At 61.5% G+C, this 17331-nt stretch carries 14 protein-coding genes; 3 read left to right on the plus strand and 11 right to left on the minus strand.

Translation table 11 applies throughout. From position 1 onward, the window contains the following. Positions 1-395: 395 nt before the first annotated feature. Entirely contained in the window at positions 396-1364 is a 969-nt protein-coding gene (gene lhpI, locus AC1DX5_RS24040) for a bifunctional Delta(1)-pyrroline-2-carboxylate/Delta(1)-piperideine-2-carboxylate reductase (protein ID WP_478017812.1), read from the plus strand. A gap of 141 nt (positions 1365-1505) precedes the next feature. On the opposite strand, the gene AC1DX5_RS24045 is transcribed toward lhpI, so the two are convergent. Together AC1DX5_RS24045 and AC1DX5_RS24050 are read right to left on the minus strand one after the other, a co-directional pair. Next, a complete protein-coding gene (locus tag AC1DX5_RS24045; RefSeq protein WP_478017815.1) occupies positions 1506-2234 on the minus strand; it encodes a helix-turn-helix domain-containing protein in 729 nt (242 codons plus the stop codon). Between the two features lie 440 nt (positions 2235-2674). Further along, positions 2675-3841 carry a YkvI family membrane protein gene (locus tag AC1DX5_RS24050; RefSeq protein ID WP_478017817.1) on the minus strand — a complete coding sequence of 389 codons (1167 nt, stop codon included), beginning with the start codon at positions 3839-3841 and terminating at the stop codon, positions 2675-2677. A gap of 375 nt (positions 3842-4216) precedes the next feature. Between AC1DX5_RS24050 and AC1DX5_RS24055 the strand changes: the two genes are divergently transcribed. Further along, positions 4217-4468, plus strand: a complete 252-nt coding sequence (locus AC1DX5_RS24055; RefSeq protein ID WP_478017818.1) for a DUF7662 domain-containing protein — start codon at positions 4217-4219, stop codon at positions 4466-4468. A gap of 14 nt (positions 4469-4482) precedes the next feature. On the opposite strand, the gene AC1DX5_RS24060 is transcribed toward AC1DX5_RS24055, so the two are convergent. The 9 genes from AC1DX5_RS24060 to gabT form a co-directional block, all read right to left on the minus strand. Continuing rightward, positions 4483-4698 carry a DUF6117 family protein gene (locus AC1DX5_RS24060; RefSeq protein WP_478017820.1) on the minus strand — a complete coding sequence of 72 codons (216 nt, stop codon included), beginning with the start codon at positions 4696-4698 and terminating at the stop codon, positions 4483-4485. A 76-nt stretch (positions 4699-4774) separates the two neighbouring features. Next, positions 4775-5773: an SLOG family protein gene (locus AC1DX5_RS24065; protein ID WP_478017821.1), complete on the minus strand. Its 999-nt coding sequence runs from the start codon at positions 5771-5773 to the stop codon at positions 4775-4777. A gap of 71 nt (positions 5774-5844) precedes the next feature. Beyond that, a complete protein-coding gene (locus tag AC1DX5_RS24070; protein ID WP_478017823.1) occupies positions 5845-6321 on the minus strand; it encodes a DUF736 domain-containing protein in 477 nt (158 codons plus the stop codon). 253 nt (positions 6322-6574) lie between these two features. Beyond that, positions 6575-7768 (minus strand): NAD(P)/FAD-dependent oxidoreductase, encoded by a 1194-nt coding sequence (locus AC1DX5_RS24075; protein ID WP_478017825.1) that lies wholly within the window; start codon positions 7766-7768, stop codon positions 6575-6577. 556 nt (positions 7769-8324) lie between these two features. Further along, positions 8325-10520: a TonB-dependent receptor gene (locus AC1DX5_RS24080; protein ID WP_478017827.1), complete on the minus strand. Its 2196-nt coding sequence runs from the start codon at positions 10518-10520 to the stop codon at positions 8325-8327. A 345-nt stretch (positions 10521-10865) separates the two neighbouring features. Next, positions 10866-12803 (minus strand): CocE/NonD family hydrolase, encoded by a 1938-nt coding sequence (locus tag AC1DX5_RS24085; protein WP_478017829.1) that lies wholly within the window; start codon positions 12801-12803, stop codon positions 10866-10868. 98 nt (positions 12804-12901) lie between these two features. Then, positions 12902-13798 (minus strand): hypothetical protein, encoded by an 897-nt coding sequence (locus AC1DX5_RS24090; RefSeq protein WP_478017831.1) that lies wholly within the window; start codon positions 13796-13798, stop codon positions 12902-12904. A gap of 92 nt (positions 13799-13890) precedes the next feature. Continuing rightward, entirely contained in the window at positions 13891-14202 is a 312-nt protein-coding gene (locus AC1DX5_RS24095; RefSeq protein ID WP_478017833.1) for a RidA family protein, read from the minus strand. Between the two features lie 267 nt (positions 14203-14469). After that, on the minus strand, positions 14470-15753 hold the full coding sequence (gene gabT, locus AC1DX5_RS24100) for a 4-aminobutyrate--2-oxoglutarate transaminase (protein WP_478017835.1): 1284 nt from the start codon (positions 15751-15753) through the stop codon (positions 14470-14472). A gap of 210 nt (positions 15754-15963) precedes the next feature. Here gabT and AC1DX5_RS24105 point away from each other — a divergent pair, with 210 nt between their 5' ends. Continuing rightward, a complete protein-coding gene (locus tag AC1DX5_RS24105; RefSeq protein WP_478017837.1) occupies positions 15964-16914 on the plus strand; it encodes a LysR substrate-binding domain-containing protein in 951 nt (316 codons plus the stop codon). The last annotated feature ends 417 nt before the right edge of the window (positions 16915-17331 follow it).

Raw genomic sequence — 17331 nt, forward strand, 5'->3', positions numbered from 1 at the left:
AACCATCGCGGCATGCGCCCATCGCGGCATGCGCCGCTACCGCCAAAGGCCGCGTTGCCGGGCGGGGAGAACGGGCCGTCACCCCCTCCTGCCCGTCATAATTGAACATCTGAGGCGAAAAAATCTCCCTATGGGATAGTTTATATCTAATCAGGATACATCTAAGGCCCGAACGATGGTCTGAGGGCAGCGATGCAAGGTATGCGATCCGATGGAACCCGGCAGAGGCGCCGGTGGGAAGACCGACACTGCGACGGCGGGTCGGGGTCACGCGCATGGAAAGCGCTGCACTCCGACCGCGCCTGTCTTCGCCCCATCCAGGTGACGCGCTTTGTCGCTGCCCTGGAGGTCGGCAGCCAAAGCGAGCAACATCTTTTTCTTGGGGATCCGGACTAATGGTATCGAGCACCACACAGAGTTTTCCCCACCTCGACAACGCGACCGTCGCGCGACTGCTGCCGCTGGCGGAACTCATCGACAAGCTGCCATCGGCGCTGCTCGCCTCAACCGCAGCGCCGGTGCGGCAGCGCGTCGACGCCTCGGGCGGGCGCGAACTGCTTGTGATGCCGGCGTTGTCCGACGCCTATGCGGGGGTCAAGCTTCTGACCATCATGCCGGGCAATGCAGAATTAGGCCTCGGCGTCATCCAGGGCCTTTATGTCCTGTTTGATTTCCGCAGCGGCAAGACCCTTGCGACCATGGATGCAGACGAACTGACCGCGCGGCGTACTGCCGCGGTATCCGCAGTCGCCGCGCGGCATCTCGCCCAGCCTGGCGCCAACCGGCTTCTGCTGGTCGGCACCGGGCACCTGATTCCTTATCTCGCTGAAGCGCATTGCGGCGCAAGACCAATTATGAGCATCGCCGTCTGGGGCCGCAATACGGCAAAGGCAGAAGCGGCCGCCCGCCGCATCAGCCAGCATGTGCCCCAGGTCGCCGTGACCATCGTCGCCGATCTGCGAGCGGCAGTTGCCGAGGCCGATATTGTGTCGGCCGCCACGCGCGCCACTGACCCCGTCATCCTTGGAGATTGGCTGCGTCCCGGCCAGCATATCGATCTGGTCGGGGGCTACCGGCCCGACATGCGAGAGATCGATGACGCAGGAATTCGTCGGGCGCGGATATTTGTCGATACCCGTGAAGGTGCACTCGCCGAAGCCGGGGACCTGGCAGGACCGATCGCCCGCGGCGTCATCGACGTCTCGGTGATCGCGGGCGACCTTTCCATGTTGGCAGCCGGCGCAGGGCGACTTCATCCGGATGAGATCAGCCTGTTCAAATCCGTCGGCACGGCCGCGGCGGATCTCGCTACCGCTTCCATCGCCTTTCAGGCGTTCGCATCGTCTCATGGGAGATCGTCATGATGTGTCGGCGCGTGGGGTAAGCCGAGCCTTTCAGACAAGACGGAACGACGCGTCGGCACCGAGTGCGACGCGGCGAGGGAGGCCTGCCGACGCGCCGTCCCGCGGCCGCGAACAGGAGATCATTCCCGGCGTGTTCGCGCGCTAGCCCGGTTTGCGCGACCGTGCGCCGCGGCGGGCGACGGGAGCTGCTGGCTTCACGTCCCTGGCGGGCCGGCGTCCGGGGCTCGCGGGCGCCCCCTCGCGGTGCGCTTCCGCACGCGCCTGCTGGATCAGTTCCTGCTGCAGATTGTCGGCCTTTGCTGCGCAGATTCCAAGGAGCGTCGCCTCCTCCACACCTTCGGGAAGAATATATGCGTGGCCCATCTCGCTATCGAGATAGATGTATTCGTCTTTGTTGAGCCGAACCGGGTCGTAGAATTGGGAGTGCACCTCGACCGCCCCACTGAGTACATAGATGAACTCTTCGCCGCTGTGATGCACAAGGTCACCAAATTCTTCAAGGCTACGGCTATGAACCCTTGTGATGATGGGTATCATGATCTTGTTGCGCAACTCAGTGCACAAGTAGGAATAGTCATAGTTCGATGTGTCCACGCGGAGTGCGGTATCCACGGAACCTATACTTCTGCGCGCGCTGACCGTCGCTGAGGATGATTGGGTCAGGTCCAGCAAATCAGACAGGCGCATATCGAGCTTGCTGGCAAGCATGACAAGCTTGTCGTAGCTGAGTGTCAACCGGTTCTGTTCGACCTTGGCAAGCGTCGACAACGGGATGTCTACCTGCAGGCTCATTTGCGCGAGCGTCCAGTTATTGCTCGCGCGGACATGCCGAACAATGCTTCCCAAGGTGGGCGTGCCCTTCGTACTCAAGCTCGTAACTCCATCAAAAGCCGAGGCTCAATTCCGGCCACCGCCCTGGCAATATGCGGCGCAGCGGCACGTCACAATAGAAGTGACGCCTCAACACAGCACGGATCGCGCAAATGACCATTTCGTCGAAAAATGACCCCGGTGGAGAATTGTTCGCTAAGACCTAGCGATCAAAAGTCCCCCTGCAAAGGGACGGGCCGAGACAGAGAAGATGCGACTTCCCCGCATGGGTTGCGCGCAGCTCGACCATCAAGACACGGGCGCGGTCAGGACCGACCGGATGGTCAGCGCGCCGCGCCGCTCGTGTGCCGGGCCTTGTGCTGCGAACGCGGCGCAGGCGAGAGCAGCCCAACCGTTCACTGTCGACCATTTGCAAGCTTGCATTCCTTCCTTGCGTCCACGCCGAAGGCGGCGAAATTGACGGGTTTGCGGTCGCCCGCTCAGGGCTCGCCTGCTGCGGACACTGAATGGGGCCTGCCTCTCCCCCTGCCCCGCGCCAGCAAAACGCTTCCAACGACCATCAATGGGACGATGTAGACGGCGAGCAAGGCATAGGCGAGCAAGCGGTAACCGCTACCGATCAGCGCAACGAGGCCGACCCGCTCGGCGACGAAGATGCACCCGAGCAACAGGCCGACAGCGATGCCGCCGCGCACGCGCGGCGGCAGGTCAGCACCGCGTCGCGCTCTCCAGACCGCTGCGATGCGTTCGTTGATTGCGTGAACCGAGCCGGTGCCGCTCTCGAGCAGCGCCGCCAGGATCATGATCTGGAAAAGCAGGTGGAAAACAGGAATGTTCAGTTGCTGCAGCATGAAGTCGGACGGTAGCGTCCGGTCGGCAATGCCCGGGTAGAACGCGATCATGCAGACGAAAAACAACAGTGCCGGCAGCATCGCGAGCGGGCCTGCGATCAGTCCCGAGACGACTGCATCCCGCTGGCTGGTCAAGTGGCGGATGACGGGCAGGATAACCACCGCGCCGACGATGTTGTAGCTCGCATAGGTTACGCCCCCCGCGACCCAGCCGGTCGGCGGTACCGGCAGCGCGAAGTTCGCGGCAATGCGATCACCAAAAAAGCCCAGCGCCAGCACGACGAAGATCGCGTAGACGCCATACAGCAGGAAAGTCACATATTTGAAGAGTTGCTCGACCGACTCGTTGCCGAACATCGCGAACAAAGCGATGGCGCTGGCCAGACCCAGCGTTCCCGCCAGCGGCTGCAATCCGAACGTCGACGCGCCGATCGCTCCCGCCGCTGCGCCGAACACGGACAGGATCAGGACGACGAACAGGACATAGGCGATTTCAAAGACGATCCATCCCGGACCCAGCAGCGCCTTGAAGAACGACCGATAGTCGTAAGCTCCGGCGCGGCGGGCAAAGGCGAAGGTAGCCGCCGCCACAATACTCCAGATCACCATCGCAAGGACCATCGCCGCCACGCCGCCCCAGGGTCCAGCCGGCAGGAAAAACTCGGCGAGTTCGCGCCCGGTGGCATAGCCCCCACCGATAACGACTGCCTTGAAGGCAAAGCCCGGCAGCAGGAATCGCTGGAACCAGGTTGACGATCTGGACGCCGGGGCCGTCACAAACTGGCTGCCAGACACTGTACCACATTCCATCGGCGGCTGATGGTGCGCACCTTCCGCGACACCCCATCGAGGTGAATGCGGATGTTTTTTCGCCTATTTTGTCCCATGGAGGATAGTATTATCCTATACGGAGAACAGTCAAGTGCAAAGCGTGCCGTTCAGCCAGCCGGGCCGCTGCCGCGCAGGACCGGCGCTGCGCAACCGACGCGACATTGCTCGCGCGACCCGTCATCGTCCGGAGGACGGCCCTTCCAACCTGGGCGCAGGCCAGCGGGCCATCACTACGAGGCTTGGGCTGCGACGGTGCCATGATTGGGCAGCGGTGCCGCCCCCGGCGATCGGTCCTTCCGGGGCTTGCGTGTTTCGCCGGGAACGGCATGAGACGCGCTTATGGCAAAATATGACCCGCTCTGCGCCTATCTCAAGCGACGCGATGTCGCCGAATGGCCCATGAGTTTTCTCGAGATCGAGCGGGTGATCAATGCGCTGCTGCCGGGCAGCGCCGCGCGCCCTGAATGGTGGGTCAATGAAGGACCGGACAGTCGCCTTGTCCAGTGCCATGCCTGGCGCGAGGCAGGGTTCGATGCGTTTCTCACCGGCCGCGACCAGGTCGTGTTCCGCCGGCGGTTGCGCACGGGCTGACCCCTGACCACCAATCAGGCTGGCGGCAGATAGGCGTCATAGGGATTGCCATCGTGAAGATGCCCGAAGGGGGTCATCACATAGCCGCCCTCGTCCCGGCCGACAGCGCAAAGCACGTAGCGCGGCGCACCGGTCACGGCGTCCCTGCATTCCATCAGCGCGAGATTGCCATCGGCCGCGGCGCGCAGGAGCGTCTCGAAATTGCGGCGATACGGGTCCGGAATCGCCATGGCGGTCCTCCTTTCCTGACAAGGAAAATGGGGTAAAGGCGCACCCCCGCCTTACCCCCGATGCGGTTTCAGAATCTCAAGCTCGCGCGGCGCGGCGCAGCGGCTGGTCGGGCGCCTGATCGGCCCGTTTGAAGGCATGGATCGGAACGCCGGCCTCGCGCAGCACCTGATAGAGATTGGCCTGCAGTCCGGAGCCTTCGCACAGGATCGCCTCGACCGGCTTCAGTTCGGCCAGCTTGCGGTTGCGGGTGAAGGCGGTCTTCCTGCCCGTGCCGTAAAGGCCATAGGCGACCAGCGGCACGCTTACCTCGGGTCGCGCTGCCCAGGCCGCGGCAATCGCATCGGCCCCCTTGCGCTGCCCGGTCGTGACCAGGATCATGTGCGGCACGCGGGCCTTGATTTCGTCGAGCCGCGCCCAGATCGGCTGCCAGTCGTGCCAGATCGCAGGCCCCGACAAGACCACCAAAGGCCCTTGCGGCGCCTGCCGCTCCCGCGCCGCCAACTGCCGCGCGCGCAGGAAATCCAGCGCCGCGATCTGGCTCGCCGAAGTGGCCGACGACGCCTTGGTGCCGCGCGCCGGCGACCAGGGCCAGCCCGACTGGACGCGGTACATCTCGGCGGCATAATCGCGCATGCACTCGACCGCGGCGCGCTGCTCGGCGACGGTCTGGCAAAGCAGCTGCTTTTCCTCGAGCTCGGTCGCATAGACTTCGCTCATATCGGGCGCGCGCGCCATCTCGCCGAGCTCCACGGCGAGGCAGTCCTCGCGCCGTTCGAGTTTGCCGGCGACGAAATGGAAGCTGTTGACCAGCCCCCAGGCGATCTCTGGCGCGAGGGCCTCCAGTCGCGTGCCGGCAAAAAGATCGAAGATCGCCGCGATGATACCGCCGCATTCGGCCTGGGCGGCAAAGGGATCGGGCATCTCCAGTTCGGCCGGCACCTCGCCGGGCGCGACGATGGACAGGGGCATGGGATCGCCGAACGCCGCCTGGAATTCGGGGGTGGCGACGGCTTCGGCATAGAGGGTCTTCAGTTCTTCAAAACGGTCGACGCGGTGCTGCTTGGCACGGGTCATGACGGCCTCCTGATACGAGGGAATGAAAAGGGACCGGGAGAGCAGGCTCCCCCGGTCCGTGTCGACGCGGCTCAGAAGGGCACATCGTCATCCAGGTCGCGGCTGCCGCCACCGGCCAGGCCGCCATCATTGCCCGCGGTGCTGTCGCCGAAGCCGGCCTGCCCCTGGCTGTCGCCGTCGCCATAGTCGCGACGGCTGCTYCGGACCGCAGGCCCGAAATCGTCGCGACGCTGCGGCCGGCGCCACGCGGCGCGATAGCCTTCGGTGTCGTTGCCAAAGAGCGCGATCGGCAGCGGCTCGGCCAGGCTCGGATCGTCGATCGTGCCCTGGAGGAACACYTCGCCGGTCGAATGCTTGGCGACGGCCTCCCACAGGGCGCCGATCTGCACCCAGCGATTGCCGACATTGAGCGCGACGATCTCGAAGGTCGGRGCCCGCTCGTTCATGCTCTCGACCGGGCGCAGGCCCAGCCTGGGCAGGTCGATCGTGCGGGTGGCGATCGAACCGAGGATACGCCCGTTATTTGCCTTGAATTCACCGATGTTCATGACTCATTCCTTTGACGAATGTCGCTTTCGAACCATTCCGAAACGACACCCATCAAATTCCTCCTCTCCTCTGCAGCGGCGGCGGCGCCGCACGCCCGACGACGGGGGCGGCGCCTCACCGCGCGCCGCGAAAAGAGTGGTTCGCCGTGAACAGGCCGCCATCGCACTTCCCTCAAGAAGAGTTGTCGAGACGAAGACCCTCCATCTCGTGGTTGCGATTCGTTGATCGCCGTCTTGCTTGATGCTGCGGACCCTAGGGCAGCGCTGCCTCCCTGGTCCGGGCGCCCAGAAGCCGGTCTGGTGCGAGCTCGCCCGCCAGCACCCCCTGGTCGACAAGGCGGTTCGGGGCTCTTTTCTCGACGATCAGGCCGATGGCGAATTCCGACATCGCCGGAGCAGTCTGGATTCCGTAGCCACCCTGACCAGCAAGCCAGAAAAAGCCCTCGGTTCTCGGGTCGAAGCCGACGACCGGGGTCTTGTCGGGCGCAAAGGTACGAAGACCGGCCCAGCTGTGGATCACTCTGCGCACATCAAGCGTCATGACCGCCTGGATGCGATCGATCGCGATAGCGATGTCGAGTTCTTCGGGCTGCGCGTCGCAAGGGTCGGAGGGCGTCTCGTCAGCAGGCGACAGGAGGAGGTGGCCGGCGTCGGGCTTGAGATAGAATTGCTCTGCGACGTCGATGACCATCGGCAAGGGATCGACGTCAAGGCCGGCGGGTGCCGGCACCAGGACAGCGGTACGTCGCTTGGGGACCAGGCCAAGCGGACCGAGCCCGGCCATGACCGCGACCTGGTCAGCCCAGGCGCCCGCCGCATTGACGACCAGCGGTGCCTCATAGGTATCCCGCCCCACGCCGACACTCCACACCGAACCGACACGCTCTAAAGTGCTGACCCGGCTCGAAATCATCAGCCTGCCGCTCCGAGCTTTGAGCAAGCGCAGGTATCCCTGTAGCAGCTCATGAACTTCGATATCGCTCGAATCGTCTTCGGCGAGGCCGCCAATGATGGCATCGCCCCGCAGGAGCGGGCAACGCTGCACGGCGGTCTGCGCGTCGATGAAATAGGCCCCCCGCGCGATGTCCGGCTCGGCAGCCATGTCATCCAGGAGTTGACGCTGGCTCTGCGTCGCGATGAAGATAGATTTACGCGGCCGGAGGAGCGGAACTGCGGAAAACCCGTCGGGCGGCGTTTGAAAAAAGCCTCGACTGCCACGCGACAGCGCCCGGATCTGGGCGTTTCCATAGCTTTCGAGAAACAGGGCCGCCGACCGACCCGTACTATGATATCCCGGTTGTTCTTCTTGCTCCACGAGCATCACGCGCATTGTCGATGAAAGAGCCGCAGCCGCGCCCGCGCCTGCAGCACCAGCGCCGATCACGATCACATCAAATGTCGCGGTCGTCACGAGCGCACCGCTGCCCATGTCGCGAAACCGGCGCATGCTTTGCGCAGCCCAAACCGAACAATAACAGCGATTGAGGCCATTCCGCTCCCTCCTTGTCCGCTACAGGCGCGAGCCGATGGCGCATTGATGTTACGGGTATCGAATGGAGGGTATGAACATCCTCCTGTGAGAATATTGCTCAATCGAAACACTCCTATTCCGGACAGTGAACCGGCGTTTTCTCTTTGGAGAAACCTGCAAAAAATGGCGGGGCGCCGTTGCAGCACCCAAATAAATGCGAAGCCAGAAAGTCTCGGCTGGAATAGGAAGCCTCGATTAAGCTGCTCCTGACCCAGTGCGCTACAATGACAATCCATCGCTCAAGGACTCTTTGCCTATGGGGCAGTTGCAACGGCGTTGACGGTATCACGACCCGCCAGGATGCTGTTGTCCCGCAAGCGGCAAGTGCGGTGGTGCTTCGAATGCCGGCGATCCGGTCTCCTCGGCTGCTCCACCAACCCTGGAGCAGCCAATGATTGAATCGCTTCCTGCCCGTGTCTCAAAGGCTTTCCCGGCCACACGTCGAATGGCGTCGACCGGGAAGCAGGGCCGCCTAGAAGTTCACCTGCGTTCGTACACCATAGGTTCGAGGCAACGCCGAATAGCCAGACGCAGCTGCAGCAGCGGCGGACGCGCCCTGCTTGTGAAGGAAATATTCCTTGTTGCTCAGGTTCTTGCCGTAGAGCTGGAGCGACCATTTACCGCCGTTCGGCTTATAGGTGAGAGACGCGTTGAAGAGAGCGAATTCTCCCTGCTCGTAGATGGACGAAGCGCCAGACCGGAAGGTCATCCTGCTTTGATAGGTGACGCCACCGGTCAGTTCGACCGATCCTGCGCTGCCGACCTGAACAGTGTAATTGCTGACGACGCTGAACTTGTTCTTGGGCGAACGCTCCAGCGGATAGCCCGCGAGGTTGGTCAGGCTTGGAGGCGCGCCATCCACGATGGTTGGATAGTCAGAATATTTCGCGTTAAGGTAACTGTATGACGTATTAATGGTCCAGGCGGGGACCGGCTTCACAATCGCCTCGATTTCGACGCCATAAATCCTGGCAGCTGCGGCGTTCGTCAACTTCAAGGCCGTGATGCTGGTGCCAACTCGACGTTGAAGATTGCGGTAGTCTGCGTAGAAAGCGGCAATATTGAACTGCGCGTGCCCGTTCAACAGAGACGTCTTCAGTCCCGTTTCATAGTTCCAGACCGTCTCGGGAGCGAAGCCGTTCGACGACGTGCCAAGGGAGGCAAAGCCGCCGCTCTTGAAGCCCCTGGCCGCCAGCGCGTACAATAAGGTCTTGTCGGTCACCTTATAGTCGATGGAGAAGTTTGGGGTAAACGCATCCCAGGCACCTTTGCGGAGCGGACTCTGGAAAACGGACACAGGTCCTGATCCTGAACGATCATCGACCAGGATGGCGTTGACCATCGTACGATGTTCCGAGCTGTAACGCGCGCCGGCTGTGACCTTGAGGCGATCGGTAAGGGCATAATCGAACTGCCCATAGATTGCCCAGGCCCGGGTGGTCCCGGTTGCCGGAACATAGTCATCTTCCCCAGTGGAAGAGTCCGTCAGTTCCTGGCGGATATTCTCCGACAGAAAGTTTGCACCAACCAGGTAATTGAGCTTGGAGTCGCCTGAACTTCGCGCGAATAATTCCTGCGTGAAGGTTTTGTCGAGCTCGCTCAGAAACACATGGGAGTTGAAGAGCGTCGTGGCATCGTCGTCGGTAAACAAAGCGGTCTTCGTGTTGCGATATGCGGTTATCGACGTCACGTCGATACTGTCGCCCGGCGACCATTTCACCGTCGCTGACGTGCCTACCAAATCACGATTGTCAAAGGTACTCACTTGGTCCCCGTTGACGGCAGCTTCGAATTTTCCGGTCGGCAAAATCGCACCGGCCCCGCCGGTGCCAAGTGCGATCACCTGCGCCAGGGGAAGCTCCTGGCGTTGCCGGTAATAATCCGCCGCAAGCGTGATATCCAGATTGTCGCTCGCCTTGAAAAGCAGCTTCCCGCGATAGGATTGGTAATTCTCGTTGTTGTGCGTCCCGCCGCCCGGACCAATATTCTCGACATATCCATCCCGACGTGACGCGGTTGCCGATACGCGGAACAGAACCTGATCGCCGGCCAAGGGACCGGTAAGCATGAGATTGCCCTGAACATGATCGAGGTTTCCCAATTCGGCGGCTACCGTGCCACCGAAAGTGTCAGATGGCGCCTTCGTCACGAAGTTGATCACACCACCGGTGGCGTTGCGGCCATAGATCGTCCCTTGCGGACCACGCAGCACCTCGATTTGCTGGACGTCCATGAACGGGATCTGATTGCTCGTCTGGCGGGTGAGATAAACGCCATCGACATAGGTGGCGACGGATGAGTCAGCGGAGATACTCAAAAGATCGCTCGAGATGCCGCGGATTGCGTACGTCCCGCCGACATTGGTCGAAGCCGTCAGCCCAGGGGTATAGGCAGCCAGATCCGTCACGTCCTTGATCGCGGACCGCTCCAGCGCGGCCGGCGAAAAAGCGGAAATGGCGGCGGGCGTGTCCTGCAGCAACGTATCCCGCTTCGTCGCGGTTACTATGATATCGCCACCATTGGCTGGCTCGGGCGTCTTCGGCGCCGATGCCCCTACGTCGTTCGGCGTCGATTGAGCAAAAGCGGGATTTCCGATCGAGAGTGAAGCCACGATCGCGCCGAGCGATATCGCGCCCACCCCTGGCATCCTGCGAGTTATCTTAGTCATGTCACCCCCCTGATATGAGAAATTTACCTGTTTAGGATATATTTAGTACATATAGATAAATTAGCGAGTCAACACAAATATGTCATTTTTCGGTAGCGTCCCAAATTCTATGGACGCGACTCGACAGTCTAGTGGCCACATGGCTGGCACACTTCCAAATAATTTATCTATTATTGCATCAATTCACTGTAATATTATTCCGATATATTACCTGTAAAGGTTATTTATACTATCGTATTGCTACGGTATATCAAATAACTACTTATTTTTCATTTGGTAATTATTGGCTCACCCGCATGAAATCGACAGCAGAGAGGGCCACGTTCTCTTCAACTTCCCCATTAATCATGGCAAGTGACCGCCTCTTTCCACACTGACCGAGATTGCGGATGGATATTTCGGGTCGTGGAACACACTATGAGTCTGGGCTTTAAAATCGCGCGGTTTGGCCTCGAAGATATTGTCCACGAACGTTTGCGGATTGCGATCGATGAGCGGGAACCAACTGCTCTGGATTTGAACAGCGATGCGGTGGCCCTTGCCAAAGACATGGGAGGCGGCATGGAGGTCGATAGCGTATTTCAGTACCTCGCCTGGCGTGAGCGGCCGGGGCGTCTCAAAGCCGGTCCTGAACCGGCCACGAAATACGTCATTCGCGATCATCACTTGCCTGCCGCGCATGATAGCCGGCGTTGCCGGGTCCGACGGATAGACATCGATGAGCTTGACGACCCAATCAGCATCACTGCCGGTCGTGCTCGCGAATAACCTGGCCGCGATGTTCCCGCTGATCGTGACATCTTCTGCAAGCGGGTCAGTCTGCCAGGACAGCACATCCTTTCGCCGCGCAAATGGCGTCTGATCGTCACCTTGCCATTCGGCCCAGCTCGAATTCTTGGCCATGACCGGGTCGATCGGAGTCTCGCGATACGGCACCGGATTGGCAGGATCAGAGACAAAGCTATCGGGCGCGGCGTCCGTCACGCCCTGGGGCGGCTGAAAGGACAATTTGCCATTGCCATGCAGATATAAGGATTGGGCCGACACGCCATCGACCGGAGGCCATGACCGGTAGCGTTTCCACTGGTTGCTGCCCGTCTGGAACACAAGCGCTTCGGGAAGGTCGAGCTTGCCTGCGCCTTTCAGCCAGTAGCGAAACCAGCGCGCCTGAACTTCCTTGCGGAAATAGGCCGCAGTGTCAGATCCAAGGTCAATCGGGCCGTAATGCGTTCCTCCGCTTCGCTCCCATCCGCCGTGATTCCACGGGCCCAGCACGATGAAGTTGCGATGATGGGCATCGCCCTTTTCCTGGTGGCCGTAGATTTTCAAAGGGCCGTAGAAATCCTCCTGGTCCCACCAGCCACCAACGTTGAGATTCGGGACGCTGACCTTCGTCGGAATCCGGTCCGTGGTGACCATCTCACGCCAGAACGCGTCGTAATTCGGGTGCCCTACGAAATTTTGCCAGGTCGGAAGGGTTTGCCCGAGCGCCGCCTTGTCGAGACGCGCCAGCTCTCCCTGTTTGAGAAACCAGGCATAAGGATCATCCTTGCCGAAATCGAACCGCTGCATGGTGCGCCCGTCCGTTTCCAGAGCGGCGCTGTACTCCCAGCCATAATCGAGACGGAACGCACCGTTGTGATGAAAATCATCACCGATGAACATGTCTTCCGGAGCGGCCTGGACCGAAACCGCCTTTAGCGCGGGGTGAGGATTTATCACCGCCATCGCCGCAGTCCAGCCGCCATAGGAAATGCCGAAGACACCGACCTTGCCGTTGTTCCGGGGCAGCGATTTTGTCAGCCATTCGATGCTGTCATAGGTGTCGGTGGATTCGTCGATGTCCGACGCTTTTGGCGCCTTTGGACGAAGCATGACAAATTTCCCTTCCGACCCGAACCGGCCGCGGATGTCCTGCATCACGAAAATATAACCGTCGTCCGCGAGGTCCCGGAATCCGGTCTCGAACCATTTCTTGCTTCGCTCTAGGGAGAATCCATACGGCGATCTCTGGATCAATATCGGCAGTCTGCGCCTGTCGTTTACGGGGCGCCAAACCTGCACATGCAGTCGCACGCCGTCGCGCATCGGGATCATAAGATCCTGCCCCACATAATTGCCGATGCGGATGCCCGTCGGCAGAGCCACCGGGCTGTTGTCTGGCGTTGCGGGCGCGTTCTTGACCTCCGCCGCAACGGCAGCGACCGATGCGGGGCTTGTGGCCAGGAGCAGCAATGCTGCGGCGATCCACGGCCGGCCGGATCCTAATTGCTTGCGGCCCATCCCTCTATTCCTCTCTATATTTCCACCAAGGTTCGCCCGAGCCGATGCACAGGCGTAAGAAATTGCGCTGGCCATGTCTGTGCCCGGCGCTCGCTCGGTCACCCTGCCACCCCGGCGGGCTTCCGGATGCTCCATCCTGGCGACGCCAGGCCGGCGCGCAGCAAGGAGGTCCCGGCGTAGAGGACCACCGCCACGACAATCCACCGCAGGATATCCAGCGAAATTTCCCGAACGACAAACGCTGCAAAAAGGACGGCAGGGATTCCCGCGAGCGCGAGGCCAAGCGCAACGGGCATCGAGACCTTCGCTGACCGGAGGAACCGCGCGCCTGTTGCCGAGCCGATAAAGGCCGCGGCGGTCATCATGATGGGAAATACCGCCTTCAGATCGAGTCCCAGCAGGCACAGGACGACCATCGCCGGGGCGTACAATCCGATGCCGACGGCCATGAGACCGCCAAGGACTGCGAATGCGACCAGCGCAATCGCAAATTTTGCCCCTTCGAGCGCCAGCGCGCTGCCGCCTTGCGGAAATAACCCCAGTCCCCGCGCCGCGAAAAGGACGCTGAACAAGATCAACGCCCCGCCCATCGAGAGCCGGATCGTTCGAATATTGAGACGGGAAACGATTCCGGCGCCAAACCATGCACCAACGGTTGAAGCGGCAACGCAGGCGACCAGCAGGGTCAGGTCCACCTTGATGAGGACCAGATATATGAGCGCCTCCATGATCGCCGGAAGTGCCAGGCCGACATTCAGCGTTCCAGGAATAAGGTCGTCGGCCACCATCTTGCGGGCGCGCAGTGCGGCAGTTGTAGTCGCGTAATTGCCGATGCCCAGCGTATCAAAGAAGCACACCATTGCCCCGATGAAGAATGAGGAAATCGGGGGGTATGGCAGCGGCCGCGCCCGCGTCCATGTCACGCGCCATAACCCGGAAAACGATACGCCAAGAAGGGCGATGAAGGCCTGCGCAATGCTGACGGTATTGAACATTAGCTCGTCCCCCAATTGAAATATCCAGGTCCATTCATGGCCTCGCCAGGGCACCCCCAACCGCCAGCGTCCCGAGCTTGCTGCGCCTGCGATCAGGGCAGGGCCGCGATCGCTGCGATCTCGATCGTGAAACCGGGGTCGGCCAAACGTGCTTCCACCGTAGCGCGCGCCGGCGCGTTCGCGGCGTCCACCCAGGAATCCCAGATCGCATTCATCTCGGGATAGTCAGCCATGTCGGCCAGCCAGATGGTCACCGACAGGAGATTCGATTTGTTCGTTCCGGCACCGAGCAGCAACCCATCGATCGCGGCCAGGATGCCAGTGGCCTGGGCCGCCGTGCCGCTGCCCCGTGATACCTGCCCCGACAGATAGACAGTCCGGTCGTGGATGACGGCCTGGCTCATGCGCCCGTTATTCTGTTTCCGTTCGATATCCACGTGTTTACCCTCGATCATAGGAGAAGATGGTAGGCGCCGCTCCGCACGTCAGCGGGGCGCCACCGGCAAGCGACGATCCACAGGCCAGTTCTCGTCGTCGCCTCCTGTCGCTTGCGTTCAACCTTGCGCTACGGGCCGACGAGATATTCGATACGACAAGGTGCGCCGCCGACCCTCTGGGAAGCACCGGTCGCGACAGGCTCCGGCTTTTCCGTCCTGGCGATGGCAAGTGGGTCACAAGGCCTTGCCCAGCGCCGCCTCGAGAAGGTCGAGGCCTTCATCGACAATCGCGTCAGGCGCGGTGAGCGGCGTCAGAAGGCGGATCGTTTCCCCCACGGGACCGCACGTCAGCACCACGAGCCCGTGATCGAGCGCGCGCCGGCAGACTGCCTTCGCGGCCTCACCATCAGGCGAGCGATCCTGACGCCCCTTGAGGAGGTCGAAGCCGATCATCGCGCCGTATCCCCGGATGCGGGCGATCGGGACGAGGTCATCGCGGGCTGCCCAGGCCTGCAATCTCGACCGTATCGTCCGACCGATCGCGTCAGCACGTTCGATCAGCCGCTCCTCCTGGATGACCTCGAGTACGGCGAGCGCAGCCGCGCAGGCGACGGGCGAGCCTGCATAGGTTCCGCCAAGGCCGCCGGGGTCGACCGCGTCCATCACCTCCGTGCGGCCGATGACGCCGGAAAGCGGAAAACCGCCGGCCAGCGACTTGGCCACCGTGACGAGATCCGGTGCCACCCCCGAATGTTCAATGGCGAACATCTTTCCCGTTCGACCGAAACCCGACTGAACCTCGTCTGCGACAAGAAGGATTCCGTGACGATCGCAGACGTCCCTCAGCTGACGCAGAAACGCGGGTGGGGCGACATGGAAGCCCCCCTCTCCCTGGATCGGCTCGATGATGATCGCCGCCACTTGCTCCGCACCGATATCCGCAGCGAACAGGAACTCCAGTGCCCGCAGGCTTTCCGCAACCGAGATGCCTGAACTCTCGGCCGGATACGGGACATGGAAGACGTTGGGCTGCTGGGCGCCCAGGCCCTTCTTGTACGGCACCATCTTGCCAGTGAGCGTAGCTGTGAGTGCGGTACGGCCGTGAAATGCACCGGTGAATGCGATCACGCCGCTCCGTCCGGTCGCGAGCCTGGCGATCTTGATGGCATTCTCGACCGCTTCGGCACCGGTCGTGAAGAGGACAGTCTGAGCCTCCCCCCGAAACGGGGCCAGGCCGCAAAGGCGCTCGGCCAGTTCCACATAGGGTTCGTAAGGCATGACCTGAAACGAGGTGTGTGTGAAGCGCGCAAGCTGCGACTCCACTGCCGCCATCACCCGCGGATGCCGGTGGCCGACCGCCAGCACGCCGATACCGGCTGCGAAATCGATATAGCGACGCCCTTCGACATCCCACATTTCGCAATTCAGCGCGCGATCCGCAAAAACAGCCGTCGCCGTCGAAAGGCCCCGCGGGACCGCTGCGATCCTGCGGCGGTGAAGAGCTTCATTCGATGCCACGTTTGTCCCCAAAAGATTATTATGGCACAGTTAGAGAAATTTTGGCAATTATGGGAGTGGACAATTTGAGCCTGCTTGTTGACAAAAAGACAACGTGTCGCTGCCGCTCCGCTCAAGGTCGCCCCGAGCCGTGGTCAGTTGTGTCTCAACCCCCGATCAGGAGCATGAAGCAAGAGCTGTGAAGGACGATCATCCACGCGGCCCCGCCCGGTGAAGGCGCATTTGTCAGTCCCCTCGTTCGCGATGCTTAAGGCCTTCGAGGTATTTGGGCGCGAAGGCGGGATCCGAAAAACGGCGCAACATATCGGCGTGGATCCGGCGATTGTGAGCCGGCATCTCCGGGGCCTGGAGGAGAGCCTCGGCACCGCCCTCATAGACCGAACGGGCGGCAGCTACCGGCTGACACCCGATGGCGCGACCTATCATGCCCGCGTCAGCGGGGCTCTTCGCGAGATCGCCGATGCCACCGCAACCTTGCGCACGCGCGACAAGAAAAATCTGATACTCTGGTGCGCTCCGGGTCTCGCTTATCATTGGCTGGGGCGGAAACTCGCCGAATTCACCAGGCAAAACCCTGAAATCGAAATTGAATTCAGGCCGTCGGACCGTCCACCCGATTTCAACACGAACGAGGCCGATGCAGATGTCCGCTATTTGAGAACCGGCGACGAAGGGAAGATCCGCCATGGGCTACGGGCACTGGAAATAGCGCGGCCTCCGGTATTTCCGGTAGCAAGCCCCGGCTATCTGGCGCGCCTGGACGGCGCTGTGAAAGCGCCAGCGGCGCTGCTCCGGCAAACCCTGCTGCACGAAGATTGCGACCAGGAATGGCGGGATTGGCTCCAGGCGCATGGGGTCACGATCGAAGGGCGCCTGCCCGGTCCCAGGTTCTGGCACGCGCACGTTTCCCTGGATGCCGCGCGTGACGGCCAGGGCATTGCCCTTGGCAATCATCTCCTACTGGGTGACGATCTGCAACGAGGCCGGCTCGTATCCGTTTTTTCCGGGGACGACCCGGCACCGGTTCTCACACTCGGCAGCTATCATGTTATTGGACGCGAGGATCGTTGGAACCAGCTTTCACTCGTGCGTCTCAGACAGTGGCTTAGCGCAGCGATCCAGGCTGCGGCCGAGGACCGATCAAGTACGGACCTGGCATAGGGGCGCGACCGGCGGGATGACGGTCTCGAAACCGCTGAAGACGCTCCCGACCACGATATCGCAAGGTGTCGGGGGAGGGACATGGGGGCCTGCCCTACAGCCTCTCCCGCACGACCATGCCAGAAGAACCACATGGCGCGTCGGCATGGTGCGGCGCGTGATCTGGACGGTGCGGCATCGATCTAACCATCGCGGCATGCGCCGCTACCGCCAAAGGCCGCGTTGCCGGGCGGGGAGAACGGGCCGTCACCCCCTCCTGCCCGTCATAATTGAACATCTGAGGCGAAAAAATCTCCCTATGGGATAGTTTATATCTAATCAGGATACATCTAAGGCCCGAACGATGGTCTGAGGGCAGCGATGCAAGGTATGCGATCCGATGGAACCCGGCAGAGGCGCCGGTGGGAAGACCGACAC

This window comes from Sphingomonas sp. P2_B6 (genome assembly GCF_056404755.1).